Annotated in this window: 17 protein-coding genes; 7 read left to right on the forward strand and 10 right to left on the reverse strand. The window is 35.8% G+C overall.

The window, feature by feature from the left end:
• Positions 1 to 53 precede the first annotated feature (53 nt).
• Positions 54 to 548, reverse strand: a complete 495-nt coding sequence (locus BST93_RS08145) for a hypothetical protein (protein WP_105018767.1) — start codon at positions 546 to 548, stop codon at positions 54 to 56.
• A 109-nt stretch (positions 549 to 657) separates the two neighbouring features.
• On the opposite strand from BST93_RS08145, the gene BST93_RS08150 reads away from it, so the two are divergent.
• Positions 658 to 2,463, forward strand: a complete 1,806-nt coding sequence (locus BST93_RS08150) for an SGNH/GDSL hydrolase family protein (protein ID WP_105018768.1) — start codon at positions 658 to 660, stop codon at positions 2,461 to 2,463.
• 328 nt (positions 2,464 to 2,791) lie between these two features.
• On the opposite strand, the gene BST93_RS08155 is transcribed toward BST93_RS08150, so the two are convergent.
• On the reverse strand, positions 2,792 to 4,027 hold the full coding sequence (locus tag BST93_RS08155) for a phage tail-like protein (protein ID WP_105018769.1): 1,236 nt from the start codon (positions 4,025 to 4,027) through the stop codon (positions 2,792 to 2,794).
• A gap of 291 nt (positions 4,028 to 4,318) precedes the next feature.
• Between BST93_RS08155 and BST93_RS08160 the strand changes: the two genes are divergently transcribed.
• Complete coding sequence (locus BST93_RS08160; RefSeq protein ID WP_105018770.1) at positions 4,319 to 5,533, forward strand: hypothetical protein; 1,215 nt, start codon at positions 4,319 to 4,321, stop codon at positions 5,531 to 5,533.
• A 61-nt stretch (positions 5,534 to 5,594) separates the two neighbouring features.
• On the opposite strand, the gene BST93_RS14485 is transcribed toward BST93_RS08160, so the two are convergent.
• Positions 5,595 to 5,717 carry a hypothetical protein gene (locus BST93_RS14485; RefSeq protein WP_258150504.1) on the reverse strand — a complete coding sequence of 41 codons (123 nt, stop codon included), beginning with the start codon at positions 5,715 to 5,717 and terminating at the stop codon, positions 5,595 to 5,597.
• 104 nt (positions 5,718 to 5,821) lie between these two features.
• Here BST93_RS14485 and BST93_RS08165 point away from each other — a divergent pair, with 104 nt between their 5' ends.
• Entirely contained in the window at positions 5,822 to 6,322 is a 501-nt protein-coding gene (locus tag BST93_RS08165; protein WP_105018771.1) for a DUF2306 domain-containing protein, read from the forward strand.
• A gap of 97 nt (positions 6,323 to 6,419) precedes the next feature.
• On the opposite strand, the gene mnmE is transcribed toward BST93_RS08165, so the two are convergent.
• The gene (gene mnmE, locus BST93_RS08170) at positions 6,420 to 7,856 is read right to left on the reverse strand and encodes a tRNA uridine-5-carboxymethylaminomethyl(34) synthesis GTPase MnmE (RefSeq protein ID WP_105018772.1); all 1,437 of its coding nucleotides are present in this window, start codon (positions 7,854 to 7,856) and stop codon (positions 6,420 to 6,422) included.
• A 123-nt stretch (positions 7,857 to 7,979) separates the two neighbouring features.
• Between mnmE and BST93_RS08175 the strand changes: the two genes are divergently transcribed.
• Both BST93_RS08175 and BST93_RS08180 read left to right on the forward strand, forming a co-directional pair.
• On the forward strand, positions 7,980 to 10,409 hold the full coding sequence (locus BST93_RS08175; RefSeq protein WP_105018773.1) for an alpha/beta hydrolase family protein: 2,430 nt from the start codon (positions 7,980 to 7,982) through the stop codon (positions 10,407 to 10,409).
• 105 nt (positions 10,410 to 10,514) lie between these two features.
• Positions 10,515 to 10,943, forward strand: a complete 429-nt coding sequence (locus BST93_RS08180; RefSeq protein WP_105018774.1) for a DUF4268 domain-containing protein — start codon at positions 10,515 to 10,517, stop codon at positions 10,941 to 10,943.
• On the opposite strand, the gene BST93_RS08185 is transcribed toward BST93_RS08180, so the two are convergent.
• A complete protein-coding gene (locus BST93_RS08185) occupies positions 10,933 to 11,295 on the reverse strand; it encodes an Hpt domain-containing protein (protein WP_042278527.1) in 363 nt (120 codons plus the stop codon). The two genes, BST93_RS08180 and BST93_RS08185, sit on opposite strands and share 11 nt — an antisense overlap.
• A gap of 63 nt (positions 11,296 to 11,358) precedes the next feature.
• Positions 11,359 to 12,897: a YifB family Mg chelatase-like AAA ATPase gene (locus BST93_RS08190; RefSeq protein ID WP_060522761.1), complete on the reverse strand. Its 1,539-nt coding sequence runs from the start codon at positions 12,895 to 12,897 to the stop codon at positions 11,359 to 11,361.
• 129 nt (positions 12,898 to 13,026) lie between these two features.
• On the opposite strand from BST93_RS08190, the gene BST93_RS08195 reads away from it, so the two are divergent.
• On the forward strand, positions 13,027 to 13,866 hold the full coding sequence (locus BST93_RS08195) for an eCIS core domain-containing protein (RefSeq protein ID WP_105018775.1): 840 nt from the start codon (positions 13,027 to 13,029) through the stop codon (positions 13,864 to 13,866).
• Here the strand turns inward: BST93_RS08195 and BST93_RS08200 are convergent.
• The gene (locus BST93_RS08200) at positions 13,863 to 14,468 is read right to left on the reverse strand and encodes a MiaE family protein (protein ID WP_042278529.1); all 606 of its coding nucleotides are present in this window, start codon (positions 14,466 to 14,468) and stop codon (positions 13,863 to 13,865) included. The two genes, BST93_RS08195 and BST93_RS08200, sit on opposite strands and share 4 nt — an antisense overlap.
• 217 nt (positions 14,469 to 14,685) lie before the next feature.
• Between BST93_RS08200 and BST93_RS08205 the strand changes: the two genes are divergently transcribed.
• Positions 14,686 to 15,048, forward strand: a complete 363-nt coding sequence (locus BST93_RS08205) for a nuclear transport factor 2 family protein (RefSeq protein WP_042278530.1) — start codon at positions 14,686 to 14,688, stop codon at positions 15,046 to 15,048.
• 12 nt (positions 15,049 to 15,060) lie between these two features.
• Here the strand turns inward: BST93_RS08205 and BST93_RS08210 are convergent, their stop codons facing one another.
• Genes BST93_RS08210 through pyrR form a run of 3 tightly spaced genes read right to left on the reverse strand, consistent with a single transcriptional unit; the run spans position 15,061 to position 16,784 of the window.
• A complete protein-coding gene (locus tag BST93_RS08210) occupies positions 15,061 to 15,393 on the reverse strand; it encodes a ribonuclease Z (RefSeq protein WP_105018776.1) in 333 nt (110 codons plus the stop codon).
• Positions 15,394 to 16,236, reverse strand: coding sequence for an aspartate carbamoyltransferase catalytic subunit (locus BST93_RS08215; protein ID WP_105018777.1), 843 nt, complete (start codon positions 16,234 to 16,236; stop codon positions 15,394 to 15,396).
• Entirely contained in the window at positions 16,236 to 16,784 is a 549-nt protein-coding gene (gene pyrR, locus BST93_RS08220) for a bifunctional pyr operon transcriptional regulator/uracil phosphoribosyltransferase PyrR (RefSeq protein WP_105018778.1), read from the reverse strand. The genes BST93_RS08215 and pyrR overlap by 1 nt, the downstream gene beginning before the upstream one ends.
• Positions 16,785 to 16,942: the final 158 nt, after the last annotated feature.

The raw sequence follows: 16,942 nt of genomic DNA on the forward strand, positions 1-16,942 counted from the left end.
AATGTCCTGAAACTTTTTGAAGTTTCAGGACATTTTTATCTATGATGGTGCGATTATGCCTCGTCCTCTTTTTGATGTTCTTCCATCATTTTGGAATCCTCGGCTTTTATTTGTTCGTGTTCTTTTTCTAACATTTCATGTTCTTTCTTCATCATTTGATGCTCTTCCATCATGTTCTCATGGTCTTTTTTCATGTCTTCTAGAGTTACATTTCCTGATTTATGATCTTTTTCTAGAGTAGCATGACGTTCTAACAAATTACTGTGTTTGGCTAGTAGTTCATCGTGTTTAGAAAGAAGCATGCTATGTTTTTGTTCTGTTATCATGTGCAAACTATCATTTTCAATTTGCTCGTGTTCAAGCATCATTTCAGAATGATCGTCAGACATGGCATTATGTGCTTCTTTCATCATCATGTGAGATTTTTCCATTTCTTCATGGGCCTCTACTAGGGCAAGGTGTTCGGCGCTTTCAGCTGGATTTTGTTTGCAAGATGATAAACTTATCATAACTACAAATAGAACAGCTAGGGATTGAATTAATTTCATGGTTCAGTTATTTATATAAATTTATCTAAGATACGATTTTGTTAGTTAGGTTTTTGTAGTAAGGTGAATTTTAGAATTTTGTATATTTCAATCAATCCTATCTTATAGCATGTTAAGACTACCAATTATTCTAACCTTATCCTTGTTCTGTAGCACATTTTTGTGTGCGCAACAACGTTTTTCTTTTGATTTTGGTAGTTCTAGTTTGTCTCGCGGAACTTATGGCGCCGTTAACAACGTTGCTAGATCATTTAATGCCGGTACTATTGATGAAGTCAGGTTATTAAACTCTGATGGTGTACAAACTGATATCATTCTTAAGGTGACAGACGATTTTAGGAGTGTTAATACCTCAGGAACTTCAAATCCCGATAGTTCGTTGAGTTATCAAAGTAGTCAATCTAGCGATAGCTTTTTTGGAAATACACAACCCTTTTTAAACAGTACTAATCCTACAGCAGCTTTTGTACTTAAGGGATTATCACCGTCCAAGCATTATTCCTTTGAGATTTTTGCTTCTAGAATGGGTGTTACAGATAATCGTGAAACGAGTTACCTTATATCTGGACAATCTTCCCAAACCGTTTACTTAAATCCATCCAATAACACTGATCAAACCATAGAATTATTAAACGTTCAACCAGACGCACAGGGCGAAATAAACATTCAATTAACTGCCGGACCTAATAATACAAGTTCAAGTGGATTCTTTTATATCAATGCGATGGAACTCATTGAACACGATACTACTTTATCGTCAGTAATTATCACTAATCAATTGGAGTTACTTTATCCTAAACAATTAGCAACATGGGAATCTGGCAAAACAGTAGAATTTAAATGGCGTAGTTCAGGTATTGCTACTGTAGATATTGAAGCTACTCAGGATAATGGTGCCAGTTGGTTCACTGTATCTACGGTTCCAGCAGTAACAGGTAGGTTTACTTATACCGTGCCACCAAGCACAGGGATTTATCAATTTAGAATTTCTGGTAATGGATTAAGTGAGCAAAGCAATGACATAAGAATAATTCCTGATGATGGCGTATTCTACGATATATTCATTTTGGGTAGTAGCACGGCGGCAGGAACAGGTCCATCACATGAAATCAACACTTGGGTGAATAAATACGAGAGGTATTTGTATGAATTAGATACAAGGTATCGAGTGGAAAATCTAGCTGTAGGTGGTCAGGTTACCTATAACTTATTACCATCTGGAAGTACCATTCCTACAGGTGTGAATGAGACTATCAATAATAATGGTAATATTTCTGCTGCGATCAATTCCACCGCTGATGGTGTTATCATTAATTTACCCAGCAACGATGCGGCAAGATCATATTCAGTAAATGATCAACTTGCCAATTATGCCATTATCATGGCAGAGGCTAGTTCTTATTGGATCCCAGTGTGGCAAACGACACCTCAACCTAGAGATTTCGGTAATAATGCTTCAAAACTATCCATACAGCAAGGTATGCTTGCAGCTACCTGGCAACAGTATCCTAGCACTACTGTCGACTTTTGGTCAGGACTACCTGTACCTGGAGATAATGGTTTGCTCGACGAGTTTGATAGTGGTGATGGAGTTCATGTAAATAACGCCGCACATCAACTATTTTTTGAGAGAATGGTACAGTCTGGAATACATACGGATATTAAAAATCGAGTTGACAATCTTCTTATTACCGACCATTCAGAAATTACTGAATTGAGTATTCATCCTAATCCAGTATACCACACGCTACAAATAAATGGATTATCAGGACTAGAAACGTTTGAAATTATAGATTTACAAGGTAGAGTAGTGTCAACAGGAACGACCTCTGGATTCATTGATGTACAGTGGCTAAATACAGGTTGCTACATACTAGTTATTTCAGGGAAACAATACCGAGTAATAAGAGGTTGATAATGAGTTTTTTAAATGTATTATTTACGTTCTGAACAGTCATGAAAATTTAACTAAAAACGTGTAAAAATTTAACTAAAAAAATAATGTGTGACGATGAAAACAGATGCACATTTACATCATAATTAAAGTCATAATACCATGGCAAACAAACCTAAGAAAGAAGCTAAAAACTTTGGTAAACAAGCTCCTGCAGCTAGCAAACCACAAGCTAAAACTTCTCGCAAGGCAGGCAAGAAGTAATCTTGAGCCTTGTTACAAGAACTGGGTGTTCTTACAACAAATTAGTAACAATAAGTAGCCACCGCATGGTGGCTTTTTTTATGATTTAATACTGATCAAAAGTTGCAAATCCTTTGACGTTTCCACTGATTATCGTTCCCTGAAAAATTAAGCTGTTCTCTTCATTGCTAGAGTATCTAGTAGCTCTTATTTCTACATCATTTGATGTTCCGATTGCAATGGTTGTAGTACTTCCGGCACTGAGGTTTCCCGATCCAGTGTTGCTCATAAAATTGCTATGCCAAGCATAACGTAAAGTAAAGGTACTGGTGTTTCTAATGGTAAGTTCACCATTAGTACCGTTATTTTCTATTTCTATCCATTCAATGTCAACTAACTTGTCTGTTGTGGTTCCAGGCATATACGTATGAGTGTGTTTTGTGATGGCACGTCTATCCCAACTTGCATTTCCTTGATTATCACCAGTAAGCACACTTTCAGGACCTTGTGTACCATCCGTGATTTTTACTGAACCATTAACATCTAGAGTAGTCTCAGGATCAGTTTTATTAATCCCAATATTACCATTTTCCTTAATGGTCATACGTTCTAGTGTGCTTGTTGCACCAGTAGGTGTTGTGGCAAATTGAATCTTACCAGGACTACTTGTATTCGATGTATTTCCATCGCTTTCAAAATAGATTTCAGCAGCAGGTCTAAATTTATACGTAGTGGCGTTAATCAAGGATTGAGCTCTCACTCCACCCAATCGTGTTTCGTCTATTACCACGTTTGGTGCAGCAACAGTACCACGAGATCTAAATAAATCGATATCTAAATCATCATTTAATTCTTCAATGAACCTAACTAATATTACATCTCTTGAGTTTTCTGTGGTTATTTGTAATGCTCCTTGTGGATTAGTGGTTCCTATTCCTACCTGACCTAAGGTATAAATATCTTGAGTGTTTTGAGTCGCAGGATTAGTAGTGCTAGCTTCGTTCCACGGTTCAATATTAGTATTAATAGGTGTCCATAAACTAGTTGCTGTACTCCAAAAATAAAATCCAGCGGTGTAGTCGATATCATCGCTTGTAGAAGTAGTTCCTAAATCGTCAGTCCAGTCACTATCCAGAAAGATTAATTGCCCATTTTCAACACCATCTGTGGAAAGAGCTGTCACACGAGGAACTAAAACGCCGTCGGTTGCCGTATTTGCACCCATATGATTCGTTGCTCGTACGTCCAAAGTCGTTTGAGGCAAATTGGTATTTATCCCTACCTGTGCTGTAACTAGATAAGTTGACAACATTAATAAAATGACTGTAATTTTTTGCTTCATAACAGGCAAAAGTATTCGTATAGAATAATTTACCTTAAAAATCTTCCTTAATATTTTTCAGTTGTTTGTTTACCGTATTTTTTTGTTTTTTAATCGATACTGTACCGGGTTATTTTTAAGTTAATCGATTATTGATAACCAATTTACAGTCAGAATGTTTAAGTGTGTTACTACCTAAAAACTGATTTTAAAGCTATTTAGAAAAAAACTAACTGCGCACAGAAAAAAGCAATCAATTAATCAACCATAGATTGGGACTTTTGAATCCTAACAATCTTAAATCCAATTCTCATGAAAAACATACTGTTCATTTCTTTAGCAGTTATAAGTTCCTTTACTGCTCAAGCTCAATTTGGAAAAATTCTCAAGAAAAAAGCCAAAGCAGCGATTGAAAAAGAAATAGATCCTAAATCTACCAACAAAGAGAACAAACAGGACCAAGAAGCTACTGGACTGGTAAAAAGCAACTCGAATCAACAAGAATATTCTGATGAAGAGGTGAGGCAGGAATTAGCTAAAAAATATCCTAACGATAAAGCCAAACAAGATTTATATTACAAAAAATATCAAGTAAAGAAAAAAGAAGAAGCTAGCGCAGTTCAAGAAACCGGCTCTTCTGCAATAGGTGATGAGTTCCTATATTTATCCTACCCGTTTGCTTATTCTTCTGGGACTAGTGCTTATGGAGTAGATAGAGTTATGTTACGACGTCAAATGACTGATAAAGGTGATAACGTAGATATTTTACCCTATCAAGATCCAGAGTACGCCTGGTTACGATTTTTAACAACTCCCGATTTAGAAACTATGTCACCGGAAGGTACAGTAGGTTATGAGATGGTAAGTGGTATGTTCACTACTAAAGTAGGACCAGACCGCTCTCAGGTTATGGAGTTTGGTACGGGTAGACCTGTTCTAGTAAGAGGTATGCTGATTGATAAGGATTTATTTGTAGTCTATGCTGGATCTCATGTTGGTGGTCATGCTTTTAACGTACCTTCTTATATGAATCAAGAAGATATTACTGTATTAAATATCGTAGGAGCTGGCGACCCACAATTACATCAAGAATGGCTGGTGAAATCAAAAGATATCGTCAAAGAATTTGAAGCCTCTTTACAAGAAAACTATAAAAAAGCTCAAATGGCAAAACAGGGTAGTATTAAAATGCCTAGTTCTGGAAGTATGAATTCAAATGCCGATCTACTAAGTTTTGCTACTAAAAAGGTTAAAGAAACCATTCAAAAAGACGGTGCTCAATTATTAAAAATCCATATTGAATCCAACGACTGGAATATCGTAAGGAATAAATATACAGGGCACATTATGTATCGCTGGATTAAGGGAGCTTTTACTGAAAAAAATAAAAATAACGACTGCTACTTACAAGGTTTTCTAATCAAGCAACCTTATACAGGTTCTGGATATGGTAGTTCTCAATTTGGTGGTGTTATTCATGGACAAATGCCTTATGGACAAATTATGAATTGTGAAAATGCCCAATAATTTTTCAATTCACACTTAAATTAAAAGCCTGCATCGCAGGCTTTTTTTTGTTTATGGTAAGTTATTTCGCTTTCGCGAAAGCGAAGTAAAACACATAATAATCAAGTTTATGAAACTGTTTATTACCATTACTACTAGGGTGATTTGATTCTGTCATTACTAGATCAGAATAAAATTTAGTCACTAGAAAAAAAGGTGTTTACAATTGAGTCGTTCATTATTACAATTCGGTACTATTTCCTTGATCCTGTTTTGCTTGACTTTTACATTTACCATAAAACTACTGCCATGCCACATGATTTTATAGGTTGGTTTCACACAATCGCTGCTATTCTAGCCCTTGTTACTGGAGCAATTATTTTAATTAAAACAAAGGGAACTGTTTTACATAAACAAATTGGTCGCATTTATGGAGTTGCTATGATTTTGGTATGCATTACTTCTTTTATGATTTATCGAGTTCATGGAAGCTTTGGGGTGCTACACTTTTTTGCAGTAGTAAGCACTGTAACATTACTGCTAGGAATGTTGCCTCTTTATTTTAAGTCCAGATTTAAACAGCCTATTATAATGCATCTATCATGGATGTATTGGTCGGTTATAGGATTGTACTGTGCTTTTACTGCCGAGGTTTTTACGAGACTACCAATGCTGTTAAGTATCAAAAATACTTATGGAATATTTTATGCTTTAGTAGGTATATCGGCAGGAGCTGTAGGCTATGCAGGTAGTAAAGTATTCAAAAAGAAATTGAATGAATGGATCGATGCTTTTTCTCAATCAAAATAAATTCTGGGGCAACTTCCTGTCTAGTAAGCTTTGATGTCAAACAAACTATTTATGAATGGCTGTCAATTATGGGTCTAAAGAACCTCTAAGAAAAAAGTTATTTCCCGATACAAAACTGACTAAAAATATTACCTAATAGTTCATCATTGGTAATCTCACCGGTAATGCTGCCTAAAGCCTCGGCAGTCGCTCGTATATCGATCGCTAGAAACTCACTGCTTACTTCTTGTACCATACCTTGTTGCACTTCAAGTAATGAGGCATAGGCTCGTTGTAAAGCATAATAATGGCGTGCATTACTTACCACGGTACTGTCTTGGGACAACGCACCACTATTAAAACTGTCCACCAGTGCTTTCTTAAGATCATCAACACCAGAACCTGATTGAGCGCTTAAACTAATTAAATGAACATCGGGTTGTTTTGATTTTATTTGCTTGCTTATTTCAGCGTGTTCTAGACCAGTTATTTGATCTAGTTTATTCAAGATTACGATCAAGGGTTTGTCAGGAAACTTTTCACGCATGATGTGAATACGCATTAAACAATGTAATATGCGCGGTTGCGTATTTAATTGAGTAGCGTCTAGCAAGTACAATACAAGCTTTGATTGCTCTGCTTTTGAATAAGAACGCTCAATTCCTATACTTTCAACTTTGTCCTTAGTTTCTCTAATTCCTGCAGTGTCGATTAGTCTAAATCTGATTCCGTCAATATTGATTTCATCTTCAATAGCATCTCTGGTAGTACCTGCAATATCGCTTACAATGGCTTTTTCCTCATTAAGTAAAGCATTAAGTAGGGTAGACTTACCTACATTAGGTTCACCTACAATTGCAATAGGAATTCCGGTTTTAATTACATTTCCTAAAGCAAAAGAATCTATGAGTTTACGTAATTTTAGTTGGCTTTCTTGTAAAAGAGATTTTAACTCGTCTCTATTTGCAAAAGCTACGTCTTCTTCACTAAAATCCAATTCTAGTTCAATTAGGCTAGCAAAGTTCAGCAGTTTTTTACGCAAGACTTGTAGTTCATTGGAAAAACCACCTCTCATTTGCTGTATAGCAATTTGATGAGCAGTAGCACTTTCACTTGAGATTAAGTCTGCAACAGCTTCTGCTTGTGAAAGATCCATTTTTCCATTAAGAAAAGCTTGTAGAGTGAATTCGCCAGCCTCTGCAATGCGTGCGCCATTTTTTAGACACACATTGATTATTTCTTGTTGGATATATATAGATCCGTGACATGAAATTTCTACTACGTGTTCACCGGTATAAGATCTTGGTGCTACAAATTTCGATAGTAGTACTTCATCAATCATTCTATCGCCATCGTAAATATGACCTAGAGTGATGGTGTTAGCCTTTATTTGATCGTATTGATCAGGATTTATTTTGGATTCCGCTTTCGCGAAAGCGGGCTTAAAAATAGAGCGTATTATTGAATGTGAATCTGGTCCAGAAAGACGTACCACTGCTATGGCACCAGTTCCAGATGGTGTGGCTAAAGCAACTATAGTATCATTTACATGCATGTTGCAAAGATATATAACAAATAGTAGCTGCCCTTTTCAAATACGTGAACGATGCGTTAAAAAGATACAATCCTTAAAAGTCACGTACTATCTTTAGGCCACTAACTTTAAAAAATACTTACGATGAAACACATCTGGATAGGTGTGATTGCCCTATTAACCTTAATTAAAGGGTATTCACAAGAAAAATTAACTTACCAGCAACCACCTGAGGAAATTATGAAATTGGTGGATTATGATCGTCCACCTACTGTACTTATGGACGATGAAGCAAAATACATGGTGCTTATTAATCGTGATACCTACAAATCCATTGAAGATTTATCTGAAAAGGAAATGCGCCTTGCAGGTTTACGTATCAACCCTAAAACCAATATAGGAAGTAGAACTACCTTTTATAATAAAGTTATGGTTCAAAAAGTAGGTGGTAATGAACCAAAGACTGTTACTGGGTTGCCAGCAAAACCCAAACTTGCAAACATCGCCTGGTCGCCTGATCAATCGATGATCGCAATGACAAATACTGTTGAAAATGGGACCGAAGTATGGGTACTGGATATTAAAAAAGCTGCTGCTCGTAAAATAACTGATGCTACAGTAAACGCGAATATGGGTAATCCTATAAGCTGGTTTAAAGATGGAAAATCCTTACTCGTAAAGATGTTAGGTAACAACCGTAAACCCTTAATTGATACCAGTGAAAAAGTTCCTACTGGTCCTACCATATCTACTAGTGATGGTTCCAAAGCTCAAAACCGTACTTATCAAGATCTTCTTAAAAACCCAAACGACGAACACAATTTTGAACAATTGGCTTTGAGTAAAATTGTACAAGTGAATCTTGATGGAACTCAAAAAGATTTTTTACCAGATGCTATGTATCGTGGTATTTCATTCTCACCGGATGGATCACACGTTATGGTAACAAAACTTCAAAAACCATTTAGCTACATTGTTACTTATGGAAGGTTTCCACAAGTAAGTCACGTTTACACCAATAATGGAAACATGGTTGCCAAGGTGAATGACGTTCCTCTAATAGAAGAAATGCCTAAAGGTTTTATGGCTACAAGAACAGGTAAACGTAGTTTGGGCTGGCGTGCAGATCGCCCGCATACTCTTCATTACGTGACGGCACTTGATGGTGGTGATCCAGCTGTTGAGGTTAGTCATAGAGATGTCCTTTACTCTTGGGAAGCGCCGTTTAAGGAAGGAACAGCTAGCGAGATGATGAGAAGCATTAATAGATTTGCAGGTGTTCAATACGGTGATAAGAACACTGCTATAGCCTATGACCGATGGTGGAACACGCGTAATCGTAAGGTGTATAAATTTAATCCGAGTGATAAAAATCAAGATGCTCAGGTATTATTTGACTTAAATTATCAAGACGTTTATGCTGATCCTGGAAGGTTTGTAACTACTCGCAATCAATACAATCGCAGTGTGCTACTTTTAGATAAGAATCAAGCTTACCTTATGGGAGCTGGATACACTCCAGAAGGGCAGTTTCCTTTTATCGATAAGATTAATTTGAACAGTAGTAAAAAACAACGCCTTTACCAGTCAAAGTATACTGATAAAAAAGAAAGTCTTCTTGATGTAGTCGATATGAAAGCCGGTAAGGTGCTAGTACGTATTGAATCTGCGACTGATTTCCCTAATTACTATATGCGAGATATTACAAAAGGAAATGATGTAACACAGCTTACTTACTTTGAAAACCCGTTTGAAGGTCTTCAAAATGTGGAAAAAGAAGTAATTACCTATAAACGCGATGATGGTCTGGAGCTTAGTGCAACCATGTACTTACCACCAGGCTATGATAAATCAAAGAAAGAAAAACTGCCTATGTTAGTTTGGGCTTATCCTAGAGAATACAAGGATAAAGCAAGTGCTAGCCGTAACACTCAAAACCCAAATGAATTTACCTATCCTTACTATGGAAGTTTTGTTTATTGGGTAATGAAAGGATATATCGTTTTGGACGATGCAGCATTTCCTATTGTAGGAGAAGGTGATGAGGAACCTAATGATACCTTTATCAAGCAATTAGTAGCAAATGGTAAAGCTGCAATAGATGCTGTTGATAAGTTAGGATATGTCGATCGTAATAGAGTAGGAGTCGGTGGTCACAGTTATGGAGCCTTCATGACTGCAAACTTACTGGCGCATTCTGATTTATTTGCTGCAGGAATTGCACGATCTGGTGCCTATAACAGAACCTTGACTCCATTTGGTTTTCAAAGTGAAGAACGCAGTTACTGGGAAGCACCGGAAATTTACAACACGATGTCACCTTTCATGAATGCTGAAAAAGTTGATGAACCAATTCTTTTAATACATGGACAAGCTGATAATAATAGTGGAACTTATCCATTACAAAGCGAGCGTTATTTCAATGCTCTTAAAGGATTAGGAGCTCAAGCTAGGCTAGTAATGTTGCCTAAAGAAAGTCACGGTTATGTTGCCAAGGAATCTATTCTACATGTATTATGGGAACAAGATCAATGGTTAGAAAAGCATGTAAAAAATAAAAATACCGCGGAGTAGTAGGTATTTGAACTACTCACAAATCATAAAGCTGTTTAATAAAACTAGATGTTTATTAAGCAGCTTTTTTAATTAACTCAATACCTTTAAACGTACCTTTGCCAAATGTATTCGCGAGAAGAGGCTAAACAAATACGACAACAATTTTGGACCATGTTTGGTAAACGATACGATCGTAAATGGTTGTTGTACAATACAAAGATTAAGGACTTTGCTTTAAAATTTTCATTTGAGCATAAAAAAGCATTAGTCAGTATAGATATTACCCATGACGATGAACTGTTACGAGCATATTATTACGACAAGCTACTCAGTCTTAAAAGTATATTTAAAGATGAGGTAAGTCAAGACCTCATATTTGAGGAAAATTACTACCTAGAATCTGGAAAGGAGATATCAAGAGTTTATGTTCAATTGGATAAAGTAAAAATACAGAAACAAACAGATTGGCCAGCAGTCTATGAATTCTTCTATGAGAACATGGATAAGTTAGAGCGTTTCTTTTTAGACTATAAAGATTTTATTAAAGACTAGCGTGATGATCTAGAGTAAGTTTGACCTGATTTAATCCTTCTTGATAATTCTGATTAAATTGATCAAACAGTTGGTGCACATCTTCTAGGTCTTCGTTGTTTTTAGCCTTATTCTCAATTTCTTGTAGCAAGAATGTTTCCGTTTCCATATCCAATGTACGATAGCTACTTTTAACTTTATGAGCTAGTAGTCCAGCAGCTTCATAATTTTTATTTTCTACAGCTTGCTTTAAATTATCATAATCGGTAGGTACCTCTTGTAAAAACATATCTAATATGGATACGATAATTTCATTATCATCGCCAAAATTTTCTTTTAATCCTTGTAATTCTAGAATTGTGCTTTGCCCCATGCTTTCAAAACTAAACAATTATTCATTTATTCAAAATACTCTTACAGTAAAAATCAAAGGTTTTTAACCTAGCCATCCATCACGATCTAGGCTTCTGTACTGTATAGCTTCAGCAATATGGGTACCGTTGATAGATTTACTTCCTTCGAGATCGGCAATAGTTCGAGAAACTTTAAGAATACGGTCATAAGCTCGAGCACTCAAGTTTAAACGTTCCATAGCATTTTTAAGTAGTTCCTTACTCGCCTCATCAAGAACACAATGTTGTCGTATGTCTTTAGTATTCATTTGAGCGTTGTAGTGGGTTTTTTCGCTTTCGCGAAAGCGTTCAGTTTGAATATCTCTTGCGGCTGTAACTCGTTTTCTTATCTCAGCTGACTTTTCTGCTTGCCTTTCTTCAGTAAGTTTTTCAAAAGGAACAGGAGTCACTTCAATATGAATGTCAATACGATCTAGTAGCGGACCAGAAATCTTACTTAAGTAGCGTTGCATCTCTGCCGGGCTTGATTGTACTGGAGCATTTGGATCGTTAAAGTAGCCACCTGGACTAGGATTCATGCTTGCTACAAGCATAAAACTTGATGGGTAGGTAACGGTAAACTTTGCTCTTGAAATGGTAACTTCACGATCTTCAAGAGGTTGACGCATTACTTCTAGCACTTCTCGTTTAAATTCTGGTAACTCATCTAGAAATAGTATCCCATTATGACTTAATGATATTTCACCAGGTTGTGGATAGCTACCACCACCTACCAACGCTACATTTGAAATAGTGTGGTGTGGACTCCTAAAAGGTCGTTGTGCCATGAGTCCATTTTGATTACTCGTTCTTCCAGCTACACTGTGAATTTTAGTCGTTTCAAGAGCTTCATGTAAAGTCATAGGTGGCAATATAGATGGTAGTCTTTTGGCGAGCATCGTTTTTCCTGCTCCTGGTGGACCGATGAGAATAATATTATGGCCACCTGCTGCCGCAATTTCCATACAGCGTTTAATACTTTCTTGACCTTTTACATCGGCAAAATCAAATTCTGGATGTTCAAGAGCTTGATAAAAGGTTTCACGAGTATCTATAATCGTAGGCTCTAATTCTTTTTCTCCTTTGAAAAATTGAATAACATCCAATATGTTATCAACTCCGTATACATCTAGATTATCTACTATAGCAGCTTCGGCGGCATTTTGTTTGGGTAGAATAAAACCTTTAAACCCTTCTTGTCTTGCTTTTATGGCTATTGGTAAGGCTCCTTTAATGGGTTGTAGTTGACCATCGAGTGATACTTCACCCATAATGATATAATCTCCCAGTTGATCGCTATCTATTTGCTTACTAGAATTGAGAATACCTAGAGCAATGGGTAGGTCATAAGCACTACCTTCTTTACGTAAATCGGCTGGTGAAAGATTGATTATCATCTTCTTACCAGGCATTTTATAACCTACGTTTGATAAAGCAGCTGTAATTCTAAAACTACTTTCACTTATAGCCTTGTCAGGCAAACCTACTAGGTGATATCCTATTCCTGTTGCAGCATTTACTTCAACAGTTATAGTTTGTGCCTCGACTCCAAAGACGGCACTTCCATAAACTTTTGTGAGCATGTGGTTTGATTAGGCTTTAAATATAGTAAGAATATATATACGAACTCAATGATAAGGTTTACAGAATAAGTTACTTATAAATCATTATAATCTTTTAAGTTTAAGGCAAATACTTATTGATATATTTAGATGAAGTACCTTTTTGCTGTTTTCTTAATTTTCTCATTCACTTATCTAAAAGCGCAATCAGATTTTGAAATGTTGGCTTATAACGTGTTATTAGGTTCTTTTACTTCGGGAGTAGGTTCTACAATCAATAAAACCCCTGAACAGAAATGGAATGAAGCCTTTTTTGACGGTGCGTGGAAAGGAGCTTTAGGAGGTTCTCTCACTTACAGCGGTAAAACATTACTTATGGAAGTTGATGATGATAATGATTGGCAAATTTCTTGGGCCTCGAAAATCATTCACAACTTGGGAACTTCATTTATAGAAAATGGTAGTAATAACCGTCCAATTTTTGAACAATATGTTTTTAATATTGGTTTCTATCGTGCTGAATTTATTTTTAAAAATGGATTTAAATTTAATTCTAGAATAAAACCAATTTCATTCACATTAAATGCCTATTCTATGATAGGTAATCGTTTTGATTTAAATAAATCATTAGTTTACGGGACACCAATATATACTACGCAAGACCAAAATCTACCAAACGCTAGTGCAATCACTCATGGAAACTCGATAGTTTTTAGAGAGAGCTTAATCGATAACTTTAGATTAGCTAACCACGAAATGGTGCATGTATTTCAGTATGACGAATATGTGGGATTTAACTCAATCATTACTAAATTTAAACAAGAAAAAAAATGGTTAAATAAAATTGATTCTTCTATATTTTATTTAGACGCTCATGCAATTATGTTCTATTTGTTTTATTTCACAGACGAATTGATACAAGGAAGATCGTTTAATTTTTTGGAAAGAGAGGCTTACTACTTTTCAGGAGAAATTTCAAGAAACAATTAATGCATTCTATCACCTCTTACTTCTAGGTGAGGAATAAAACTAGCTTCATAATCTAACCAGTACTGCCATCTTTCTTTCACTATTTCTTCTTTAAAATACGTTCGTGCAAGTTTTAGGAAAAGCTTATAGTGCTGCGCTTCGGCAACCATAAAGGTGTAATAGAAATCTTGTAAATCGGCATCGTTTAAATTTTGCCACAATTGTTTAAAACGTTCACAGCTGCGTGCTTCTATCAATGCGCATATTAATAATTGATCTAAAAACAGTTGATCACGACCTTGTCCTTTGGGCTTGCCTTTCATAAGTTTTTTTACATACTCGTCAGGTCGCTGGATTCCTAATTTTAAACCACGTTCTTTTAATTTACTAAGAACCATCCTAAAATGTCCCCATTCCTCACTTACCACAGGTGATAAGGCTTCAACAATTTCTTCTTTATCACTGTGCATTTGTATGATAGAAATAATGGTGCTGGCAGCCTTTTGCTCACAAAAAGCGTGATCAGTAAGAATATCTTGTAAACTAAATTTAGCCAAGTTGGCCCATCTAGGATCAGTAGGTAACTGTAAACCTAAGGTTGTTTTATCTTTAGAAACATGCATAATACAAAGTTGCTAGTTTTACTCGATTTATTCAAGAAGATCTTACATATTTAGAATATAAGTTTTGCACGGATTGATTGTTGATAGTACGCTTTTGCGAAAGCATAATATCTTACTAAAAAATCATAATTAAATCATAACTATTTGATAACTAAGGATCATTGTTTTACCTATTGGTTTTAATTATCTTTAAACCTAAACAAAAACCAATAACATTATGACAACTAAACAAGTGGCTGATCAATTAGTCGAATGGTGCCGAAATGGTGAGGAAACAAAATGCTATGAAAATTTGTATAGTCCTGAAATTACAAGCGTCGAAATGGCAGAACCTATGAAAGAAGTTCATGGTTTTGAAGGATTATCTAAGAAAGGAGAGTGGTGGCGTGAAAATTTTGAAGTCCATGGCAATAAGGTAAGTGATCCTATTGTTGCCGACAATCATTTTGCGGTTACCTTTTGGATGGATACTACACACAAGCCTAGCGGACAAAGATCTCAAATGACCGAGATTGGAGTTTATCAAGTGAAGGATGGAAAAATATGGCGTGAGCAGTTTTTTTACAACACAGAAGAGTAATAAAAAAGAGATCTAGAATCCTAGGTCTCTTTCTATTTCTTCCATTTCTATGATGTCTTGCGCTTCTTGAAGGGTAGGGACAACCATAAGTTCTTCAGGAATTTGATCTGTAGAAAGTGCTTTGTTGATGATAACAAAAGACTGTTTTGTAGCACGGTGTTTATTACTTAATTCTAGAAAATGTAGAAGCTGGTTTAATGTAGCTTGATCATATTCGGATAAATCAACTATGACATTTTTATTTGAAAATTGTTGCCAGATTGTAGGTAAAAATTCTGCAAATTCAACAATATCATTATGTTCATCCTTTAGAAGGATAAAGTTATCGTGCGATGAGCTTTTCATTTAATTTCTCTTTATTTTGCTTGCTACTAAGTATAAAACGGCCATTCTTACTGCAACACCATTTTCTACTTGATTTAGAATAATAGCTTGGTCACTATCTGCTACTTCACTAGTAATTTCAACACCTCGATTAATCGGTCCAGGATGCATGATTGTTATTTCTTTATCTAACGATTGAAGCAATTCCATATTTACACCGTATTGTTGCGTGTATTCTCTCACGCTAGGGAAGTAGGAAATATCCATGCGCTCATTTTGAACTCTCAACATGTTTGCTACATCACACCATTGAAGTGCTTTACGTAAATCTAGCTCTACCTGAACTCCTAGTTTTTCTATATGCTTGGGTATAAGCGTTGCAGGGCCACAAACCATGACCTCGGCACCTAATTTTTCTCTAATAGAATAACTATCTAACAATGCTTGCGTAGGATGCTCATGCGCACCATCTCCAGCATTTACTATTCTGGCATTTATATGATTTGAAAGGAACACACCGGCGCCTGGATTCGGATGACGCATTACTACAACGTCCACCTTCATAGCGAGAATGTTGTTGACGGTGTCTATTAATGTTTCCCCTTTTTTTACAGAACTTTGGGCAGCACTGAAGTTAATTACATCGGCACTTAATCGTTTTTCGGCAAGTTCAAAAGAAAGTTTTGTTCTGGTTGAATTTTCAAAGAAAAGATTGGCAACTGTAATATCTCTAAGTGATGGAACCTTTTTAATAGGTCTATTTATTACTTCTTTAAACTGATCCGCAGTTTGATGAATTAATTGAATATCTTGTGGTGTAAGATATTTGATACCCAAAACGTGATCTACACTTAATTCACTCATTAATTTTCTTTGTTTTTAAGTAAGTAAACGGCGTCTTCACCAGCATTTTCCTTCCAGTGTACTTTTACTTTTTGATTGTCAATAGCATCAACTTGTCTGCCTTTATAGTCAGGTTGTATAGGTAGATGCCTAGAGAACCTACGATCTATCAATGTTAATAATTCAATATGTTCGGGTCTTCCAAAGGATTGAAGAGCGGTAAGTGCTGATCGTATGCTGCGTCCTGTATAAAGCACGTCATCAATAAGCACCACCTTTTTATCTTCTATTAGAAAATTTATTTCGGTGGAGTTTGCTTTAAGTGGTTCATTACTTCTTCTAAAATCATCTCTATAGAATGTGATGTCTAATTTACCCGATAATAAATCGGATATTTCATAATGATCTTGAAGTAATTGTGTCAATCGATTTAATAAAAATGTTCCTCGAGGTTGAATGCCAATAAGAACAGTTTGTTTAAAATCTCCGTGATTTTCAATTAATTGACAGGCTAACCTATGTAAGGTGATGTTTAATGCCGTCGCGTCTAGAAGTAATTTTTGACTCATTGAGGTTACTTGCTAGTGACAAAGATAAGTATTTTAATAATGTAGAAACGTAAGAATGAAACTTAAAAGCGCTGGTTTAGTAGTAGAACGTATGATGTGATCACTAGTATAATGTGATTTTTAAATAAATAAAAAACCCTTACTTAATTTAAGTAAGG

Source organism: Nonlabens tegetincola, assembly GCF_002954355.1.
GTDB lineage: Bacteria > Bacteroidota > Bacteroidia > Flavobacteriales > Flavobacteriaceae > Nonlabens > Nonlabens tegetincola.